This is a genomic window from Nocardioides sp. CPCC 206348, from assembly GCF_048654705.1.
GTDB lineage: Bacteria > Actinomycetota > Actinomycetes > Propionibacteriales > Nocardioidaceae > Nocardioides.
The window spans coordinates 92,016-99,817 of record NZ_JBMCZA010000217.1 but is presented as its reverse complement, the minus strand read 5'-3'; the positions used below and the strand labels follow the sequence as shown (position 1 = coordinate 99,817).

The following is a 7,802-nucleotide window of genomic DNA, read 5'->3' as shown; positions in this document are numbered from 1 at the left end:
GTCCTCGCCGTGCTCGACGCCGGCTCCGGCCTCCAGCGCCGGCTGATCGTCCAGGTGCAGGACACCTCCGGCGAGCCCCTCGACCTGTATGACGTCCCGGCGGTCGCCCTGCGATCGGGCGACGCGGAGGTCGATCTCGGCGAGATACCGGTCGTGCCGACCGCAACGGGCACCTATGTCGCCGACGTCGTGTTCCCGACGCCCGGGACGTGGGTGCTCCAGGTCAGCGTCCGGGCGGACGAGTTCACCAGCCCGGTCACCACGGTGGACCTGTTGGTCGAGTGACCAGCAGGCCTGCCCCGGGTCAGCCCTTGCCGAGCTCGGAGTACTTGACGGTGTCGGCGTCCTTCGGTGCGGTGATGTCGACGTCCACGCCGTAGTCGGAGTACGTCTGCACGCTCTTCGACGTGTTGCCCTGGATGTCGAACTCGATGCTGAACTTCACTGGACGGTCGTCCCCGTCGACCCACATGTCGAACGGGAGCTTCGGCGGCAGGATGCCGGCCACCTCGGCGGGGAGACCGAGCTCCTTGACGTAGTTCGAGGTGACCATGACGGCCTTGTAGTGGCGGGCCTTCACGCCGCTGACCGTCTCGGTGCCGACGAGCTCGAGCGCGTCCAGCTTGCCCATGGCCCGGAGTGCGACCTCGGGGTCCGCCGCGGCGGCGATGCCCGCGAGCGGGTTGTCGGCGTTCTCCGGGTCCTTCGGGTCGAACTTGAGCCACTTGCCGGCGGGAATGCCCAGGCCCTCGCCCTTGAGATAGATGACGCCGTTGGCGATGACGGTCTCGATCTGCTGCGGGCTGGACGCGGTGCTCTTCGCGTGGCCCCGGAACCCGCCGTCCTCGTAGATCGCCTCGGAGTTGAGCTCCGTGGTGATGCCGGCCGTCGACGTGGTCGACTTCGACCGGAAGCTGCCCGCGTCCTGCTGGGCACGGATCACGGTCGTGAAGAACGTGTCCTTGTCGAGGTCCGACGAGCCGGCGCCACCGTCCGACGACGCACTGTCCCCGGTCGTGGCTCCGGACGTCGCTTCGCTCGCGCCGGTGTCGCTGGAGGAACCGCCGATCGGCTTGCTGCCCGACTTGTCGCCGTCACCGTCGTCGCTGCAGCCGGCGAGGAGCAGGGTGGAGGTCAGAAGGACGGCGATCGCGGTACGTGCGGGCCTGAGGTTCATGGGTCTCCTGCGGTCGGGCATGGAAGTTGGCGTGGAGGGAAATCTACGGGGCGGCGTCGACGGTGGCCGTCACAGGGACCTGGTGCAGCAGCCCGTCCACCCGCACCTGCACGAACATTCGGTAGTCGCCCGGCTGGGTGAAGGTCGTGTGGAACGTCAGGACCGTGCCGTCGTCGGTCACTTCGGGGGCGCCGTACGGGTGCACGTGCACGAAGCCCTTCGAGTCGAGGGCGAATCCGGTGAGGTGGGCAGCAGCGCCGAGGAAGGACCCGAGTGTCAGGGGCTGGTCGTCGAGGTTCGTGATCGCGAGGCGCAGCCGGCCGTTCTCGCTGACGGTGCCGGCACCCAGCAGGCGCACCCGGACCACGCCGTCGTCGCTGGTGGTCGCCGCGTCGCCGCGGGGCACCGCGACCGGTTCCCAGTCACCGGGGACCTCGACCGTCGTCCCGAGCACGAGCGGCTGGCCAGCGCCCTCCGGCGTGAACTCGGCGACCACGCGCCACGGACCTGCGGCACCGAGGTCGGCGCGGGCGCGCCAGGTGCTGTCCTCGCCCAGTTCCGGGTGCAGGTGCCGGAAACCGCTCAAGTCCGACCGGACGACGTACAGGTGGAGGAGCTTGGTCTGCTCCGGGACGTACTTCGTGACGGCCGCACCGGTCTTGTCGAGGATCCGGAAGGTGACGTCGCCGGGCTTGCCGACCGCCGGCACCGTCACCGCGGTCATCCGGTAGCCGCCTGCGGTCGCGGTGGTGCCGTCCCCGATCGGTGCGGCTGCCGCGTGTTCCTGGCCGGGCGCGTGGGTGTGGTCGGCGCCCTCCGAGGGGGGCGTCAGCACGATCCGGTCGGAGTCGGCGGGTGCCTCGTCGGAGCAGCCGGCGACGGAGAGTGCGACGGTCACGGCGGCCAGCGCCGCCAGGGCTCGTCGGGTCATGGCGCCACGGTCAGCAGCAGGAAGGCCGCGAGCAGGACGAGGTGGACGACGCCGTTCATCGGCTTCGCCCGCCCCGGTACGACGGTCAGGACGCTCACGACCGCCGACAGGATCAGCAGCACCAGCTGGATCGGCTCGAGGCCCAGGGCCAGCTCGCCTTCCAGCCAGATCGACGCAACGGCGATGGCCGGGATGGTGAGGCCGATCGACGCCATCGCCGATCCGTAGGCGAGGTTGAGGCTGATCTGCACGCGGTCGCGCTGCGCAGCGCGTACGGCGGCGATCGTCTCCGGCGCCAGCACGAGCAGAGCGATCACGACGCCGACGACGGCATGCGGGAAGCCGAACCAGTCGACGGCGTCCTCGATCGAGTAGGACTCGACCTTGGCCAGGCCGACGACGGTGAGCAGCGACAGCACCAGCAGTCCGAGGCTGATCCAGGCCTCGCGGGTCGTCGGCGGGTCCGCGTGCCCGTCGCCGTCGGCGTCGTTGTCGGCCGTCCAGCCTGCCGGGGTGGAGACCGTGTTCGGGAGGAAGAAGTCCCGGTGGCGCACGGTCTGGGTGAACACGAACGACCCGTAGAGCACGAGCGAGGCGAGCGCGGCGAAGGTCAGCTGGGATCCCGTGAGGAACGGGCCGGCCTCGCTGGTGGTGAAGGCCGGGACGACGAGCGTCAGGCCGGCGAGGGTGATCACGGTGGCCAGCGCCGAGCCGGTGCCCTCGGGGTTGAAGGTCGCCAGGTGGTGGCGCAGGGCGGCGACGACCAGGGCGATGCCGACGATGCCGTTGAGCGTGATCATCAGGGCCGCGAACACGGTGTCGCGTGCCAGCGTCGCTGTCTCGCCGTTCCCCGACACCATCAGCATGACGATCAGGCCGACCTCGATCACCGTGACGGCCACGGCGAGGAGCAGGGAGCCGAACGGCTCGCCCACCTTGTGGGCGACGACCTCCGCGTGGTGCACGCCCGCCAGGACGGCACCGATGAGGGCGACCCCGATGAGGGCGGCCACGGCGGGCGGGGGATGGGTGCCCCAGGAGAAGGCGAGCACGATCGCGGCCACGGGCGGCGTGAAGACCGTCCACCCGAGTCGTCCCGTGGTGGAGGCACTCATGGAGCGGATCCTACGGGCGGGGCCCAGCGCTCCCTCCCCGACGATGCCTGCAGCGCCCGGGTCGGACCGTAGAATCGGTCCCATGTCCGTTGAGTCCGTCTTCCCCCAGCTGGAGCCCCACCTGCTGTCGGTGTCCAAGCCGATCCAGTACGTCGGCGGCGAGCTCAACATGGTGACGAAGGAGTGGGACGAGACAGAGGTGCGCTGGGTGCTGATGTACCCCGACGCCTACGAGCTCGGCCTGCCCAACCAGGGCGTGCAGATCCTCTACGAAGTGCTCAACGAGCGCGACTGGATCCTGGCCGAGCGCACGTACTCGGTGTGGCCGGACATGGAGAAGCTGCTGCGTGAGAAGCAGATCCCGCAGTTCACGGTCGACAGCCACCGTCCCGTGGGTGCCTTCGACCTCTTCGGCATCAGCTTCTCGACCGAGCTGGGCTACACGAACATGCTCACCGCGCTCGACCTGGCCGGCATCCCGCTGCACGCCGTCGACCGCACCGACGACCACCCGGTCGTCATCGCCGGCGGCCACGCCGCGTTCAACCCCGAGCCGGTCTCGGCCTTCATCGACGCCGCCGTGCTCGGCGACGGCGAGGAGGTCGTGCTCAAGATCTCCGAGGTCGTGCGCGAGTGGAAGGGCGAGGGGCGTCCGGGCGGGCGCACCGAGCTGCTGCGGCGGCTGGCCGTCTCGGGCTCGGTCTACGTGCCGCAGTTCTACGACGTCGAGTACGACGCGGACGGGGCCATCGCGGCCGTCGTACCCAATCACCCGGAGGCGCCGGAGCGGGTGCGCAAGCACACGCTGATGGACCTCGACCAGTGGCCGTACCCGCGCAACCCGCTGGTCCCGCTCGCCGAGACCGTCCACGAGCGGTTCAGCGTCGAGATCTTCCGTGGCTGCACCCGTGGCTGCCGGTTCTGCCAGGCCGGGATGATCACCCGCCCGGTGCGCGAGCGCTCGATCGAGACGATCGCGGCGATGGTCGACAACGGCGTGAAGAAGACCGGCTTCGAGGAGGTCGGGCTGCTCTCGTTGTCGAGCGCCGACCACACCGAGATCGGTGAGGTCGCCAAGGGCCTGGCCGACCGGTACGAAGGGACCAACGTCTCGCTGTCCCTGCCGTCGACGCGGGTCGACGCCTTCAACATCACGCTCGCCAACGAGTTCTCCCGCAACGGCCGCCGCTCCGGCCTGACCTTCGCGCCTGAGGGCGGGAGCGAGCGGATGCGCAAGGTGATCAACAAGATGGTCACCGAGGACGACCTGATCCGTACCGTCGCAGCGGCGTACAGCCACGGCTGGCGCCAGGTGAAGCTCTACTTCATGGTCGGCCTGCCGACCGAGCAGGACGAGGACGTCCTGCAGATCGCCGAGCTCGCGAAGCGCGTGATCGCGACCGGCCGCGAGGTCTCGGGCCGCAACGACATCCGCTGCACCGTCTCCATCGGCGGGTTCGTGCCGAAGCCGCACACCCCGTTCCAGTGGGCCGCCCAGCTCGACGTCGAGACCACCGACCGTCGCCTGCGCGAGCTGCGCGACACGGTGCGTGCCGACAAGCGCTACGGCCGCGCCATCGGCTTCCGCTACCACGACGGCCAGCCCGGTGTGATCGAAGGACTCCTGTCCCGCGGCGACCGCCGTGTCGGCGCGATCATCGAGGAGGTGTGGCGCGACGGCGGCCGTTTCGACGGCTGGAGCGAGCACTTCTCCTACGAGCGCTGGGTCGCTGCTGCCGAGCGCGGCCTTGAAGGCACCGGTGTCGACCTCGACTGGTTCACCACCCGCGAGCGCGAGTACGACGAGATCCTGCCCTGGGACCACCTCGACTCCGGCCTCGACAAGGACTGGCTCTGGGCCGACTGGGAGGACGCCCTCGCCGTCGGCGACGGATCCTCCGACGTCGAGGTCGAGGACTGCCGCTGGACGCCGTGCTACGACTGTGGCGTGTGCCCGGAGATGGGGACCGAGATCCAGATCGGCCCGACCGGCAAGACCTTGCTGCCGCTGTCTGTGGTCTGAGCGACCAAGAGCGCAGGCTATGCACGTTGGGTGTGGGTGAGCCTTGTCGGGCCATGCCACCATCGCCTTCGTGCGCAATGAGCAACGCTTGCCGACCAGGAACGGCGAGTGACGGCGCGTGATCTCGACAGAAGAGAGTCTCCGCCGGATGTTCGGCCAGGACGGTCACAAGATCGATGACCTTGTCCTTGCGTGGACGGGCGAGCGTCCCACCGGTCTGCAGTGGGGGCACGGTCTGTTCACACTGCACCGCTGTGTCGTGCTTCGAGGCCGTGAGGTCGAGGTATGGACGATTCAGTGGGGACGACCGACGAAGGTCCTCACGAGCGCCGACATCGACGAGGTCGAATACCGACACCGCGACGTCATGGGCAAGTTCGAGCGACTCGTTGTTGGTGAGAAATCCTTCTGGATTCGTGCCGCTGACCGCGAACAGATCGAGGGCTGGCGCCGAGGCCAACCGATCGCGTCAGGAGACGGATGATCGTTCGCCCAGTCGGAATCAGCGCCTGGTGTTCTTGACGCTGCGCTTCATCGGCTTGAGCTTGGGGTGCGCGAGGACGCAGGTGATCGTCCGGTCGGCGAAGACCCAGGTGTCCGCACTGGGGTAGTAACTGTAGCCGTCGTACATCGACTTCCGGTACGGCACGCCGACGTACTTCCTGAAGAGGGGAAGGCAGCGGTCGGTCTTCTTGATGATGGCCTTCTCGCCCGGGAAGGGGCCGTCGCCCTTGAGCTCGAAGGCTCCATAGACCTCGAAGTCGTGGGGTTGCGAGCAGTCCAGCACCTCGAGCTCGCCGAGGGCCTTGCCCGGTTCGTCGGGCTTGAGGCCGCGCAGGACGGGGTCGTTGAAGCAGTCGCCGACCTTGAGGTCGTCGGCCATGACGGGCTCGTCCGGCTCGTCATCGGACCCGGTCGCGGTCTTGTCGTTCGCCTCATTCACCGCAAGGGCGACCAACGAGACCTGGGCGGCGGTGAAGACCAGGCCCAGGGCCAGGGCGAGGGCGGCCACCCAACGCGGACGGAATCGACGCCGGACCAGCGCAACGACGGAGACGACCGCGCCGAACAACGGGAACAGCGGCATGAAGAATGCCAGGGACAGGCCGAGCCCGGTCCACCCCAGCGGGGTGTCGCCGGTGGGCTGGTCGTTGCTCATGCGCCGGTCGACGATCCGGCCGCGGGGAGTGCCCCGTCGAACTGCTCCTCGTCGACGCGCTCGACGTAGCAGAAGTACGCGTCGTCCTCTTCTGGCTCGTCGTCGTCGAAGGCGTCGGTCTCGATGCCGAACCTGAACTCGCCGGTGTCCACGGCGTCCAGGTACCGCTGGTCCGGCGCGAGGCTCGCGCAGAAGCTACCGACGGACTGCTCGTCGAAACGGTCGGCCTGCTCGGCGCTGAACCGGCCGACCGACGAGATCTGGCCGTAGTGCGGTTCGGAGCAGTTGGCCTTCTCGGGGTCGTCGAAGAGGTCCCAGCCGATGCACTGTCCGACCGAGGCCTCGTCCGGGAACACGGTCTTGGAGCCCATGATCGCCGCGAACACGAAGAAGGTCAGGCCGCCGGCCATGATCAGTGAGCCGACGACCAGGCCGGTGATGGCGGCCCAGCGGCCGGAGCGCTTGCCCCCGCTGGTGCGGACCAGGCCCGCGATGCCGAGGCCGACGCCGACCGGTGCCGCGCAGCAGGTCAGCGAGCAGACCAGTGCGGCGATCGACACGCCGTCCGTGGCGGTCGGTGCCGGATTCCCCGCGTAGGGGTTGCCGGTGCTGTACGCGTCGTACTCACCCTGCGGTCCACCGACAGGCGGTTCGTACGGCGGTGGGTTGAATCCGCTCATCGTGCGGCTCCCTTCAATGACTTCGTCAGGTCTTCGCCGTCGGGGTCAGCGACCACGCAGAAGATGGTCCGGTCGCCGTGGTCCCACGACTCCTCGGTCGGCGAGTAGTAGGTGGACTCGTAGCGGGAGTCGTCGTACGGGATGTCCAGGTAGGCCGCGAAGCGACTGAGGCACTCCTCGGCGCGCTCCTCGATGACGGCGTCGCCGGGATAGCCAGGCTCCGGGGCAGGGACGAGGACGACGGAGGTGAGCTCGAGCTCGTGGCCCTGGTTGCACGGAACCACGCGGACGAAGCCGATCAGATCGTCCTCGCCGAGCCCGTCCGGCTCGTTGAAGCAGTCACCCACCTGCAGGTCGTAGAGCGCAGTCTCCGTCCCGGTCTGCACAGGGCTCGCGTCGCGGGGGAGCGGAGCGTCCAGCTTCTCGCCGTCGAGCGGCTCCGCGACACAGATCAGGCTGTCCCCGGGTTCCGGCTGCTCGACGTCCCATGAGTCCACCCACGTGGAGAGCTCGTAGCTGCCCCGTCGGACGTCGTCGGTGTAGCCGGAGGTCTCGGTCAGCCGCGCGCAGAGCTCGGAGACGTCCATGTCGACGTACTGGTCCACCAGGGTGTCGTCGAACTGCTGGGCGTGGATCACCTCGGCGTCGTGCGGTTCGTCGCACTCGGCCTTCCAGATGTCGATGTCGCTGACGTCGATGCAGTCGCCCGCCCGTGCG

The 7,802-nt window shown here is 68.9% G+C and carries 8 protein-coding genes and 1 pseudogene; 3 read left to right on the top strand and 6 right to left on the bottom strand.

What is annotated here, in order from left to right:
- Positions 1–285: pseudogene (locus ACOADB_RS24290) on the top strand (hypothetical protein); the annotation flags it as partial.
- A gap of 19 nt (positions 286–304) precedes the next feature.
- On the opposite strand, the gene ACOADB_RS24285 reads toward ACOADB_RS24290, so the two are convergent.
- Genes ACOADB_RS24285 through ACOADB_RS24275 form a run of 3 tightly spaced genes read right to left on the bottom strand, consistent with a single transcriptional unit; the run spans position 305 to position 3,223 of the window.
- Positions 305–1,177, bottom strand: a complete 873-nt coding sequence (locus tag ACOADB_RS24285) for a hypothetical protein (protein WP_378604860.1) — start codon at positions 1,175–1,177, stop codon at positions 305–307.
- 43 nt (positions 1,178–1,220) lie between these two features.
- A complete protein-coding gene (locus tag ACOADB_RS24280) occupies positions 1,221–2,108 on the bottom strand; it encodes a hypothetical protein (protein WP_378604857.1) in 888 nt (295 codons plus the stop codon).
- Positions 2,105–3,223, bottom strand: coding sequence for a calcium:proton antiporter (locus ACOADB_RS24275; protein ID WP_378604854.1), 1,119 nt, complete (start codon positions 3,221–3,223; stop codon positions 2,105–2,107). The genes ACOADB_RS24280 and ACOADB_RS24275 overlap by 4 nt, the downstream gene beginning before the upstream one ends.
- An 82-nt stretch (positions 3,224–3,305) precedes the next feature.
- Here ACOADB_RS24275 and ACOADB_RS24270 point away from each other — a divergent pair, with 82 nt between their 5' ends.
- Together ACOADB_RS24270 and ACOADB_RS24265 are read left to right on the top strand one after the other, a co-directional pair.
- Positions 3,306–5,246: a TIGR03960 family B12-binding radical SAM protein gene (locus tag ACOADB_RS24270; protein ID WP_378604851.1), complete on the top strand. Its 1,941-nt coding sequence runs from the start codon at positions 3,306–3,308 to the stop codon at positions 5,244–5,246.
- A gap of 148 nt (positions 5,247–5,394) precedes the next feature.
- Entirely contained in the window at positions 5,395–5,730 is a 336-nt protein-coding gene (locus ACOADB_RS24265) for a hypothetical protein (protein ID WP_378604848.1), read from the top strand.
- A gap of 18 nt (positions 5,731–5,748) precedes the next feature.
- Here ACOADB_RS24265 and ACOADB_RS24260 read toward each other — a convergent pair whose 3' ends face one another.
- The 3 genes from ACOADB_RS24260 to ACOADB_RS24250 all read right to left on the bottom strand — a co-directional run.
- Entirely contained in the window at positions 5,749–6,405 is a 657-nt protein-coding gene (locus ACOADB_RS24260; RefSeq protein WP_378604845.1) for a septum formation family protein, read from the bottom strand.
- Positions 6,402–7,085, bottom strand: coding sequence for a DUF4190 domain-containing protein (locus ACOADB_RS24255; protein WP_378604842.1), 684 nt, complete (start codon positions 7,083–7,085; stop codon positions 6,402–6,404). The genes ACOADB_RS24260 and ACOADB_RS24255 overlap by 4 nt, the downstream gene beginning before the upstream one ends.
- The coding region (locus ACOADB_RS24250) for a septum formation family protein (RefSeq protein WP_378604839.1) at positions 7,082–7,802 on the bottom strand (721 nt) is incomplete at its 5' end. The genes ACOADB_RS24255 and ACOADB_RS24250, both read right to left, overlap by 4 nt.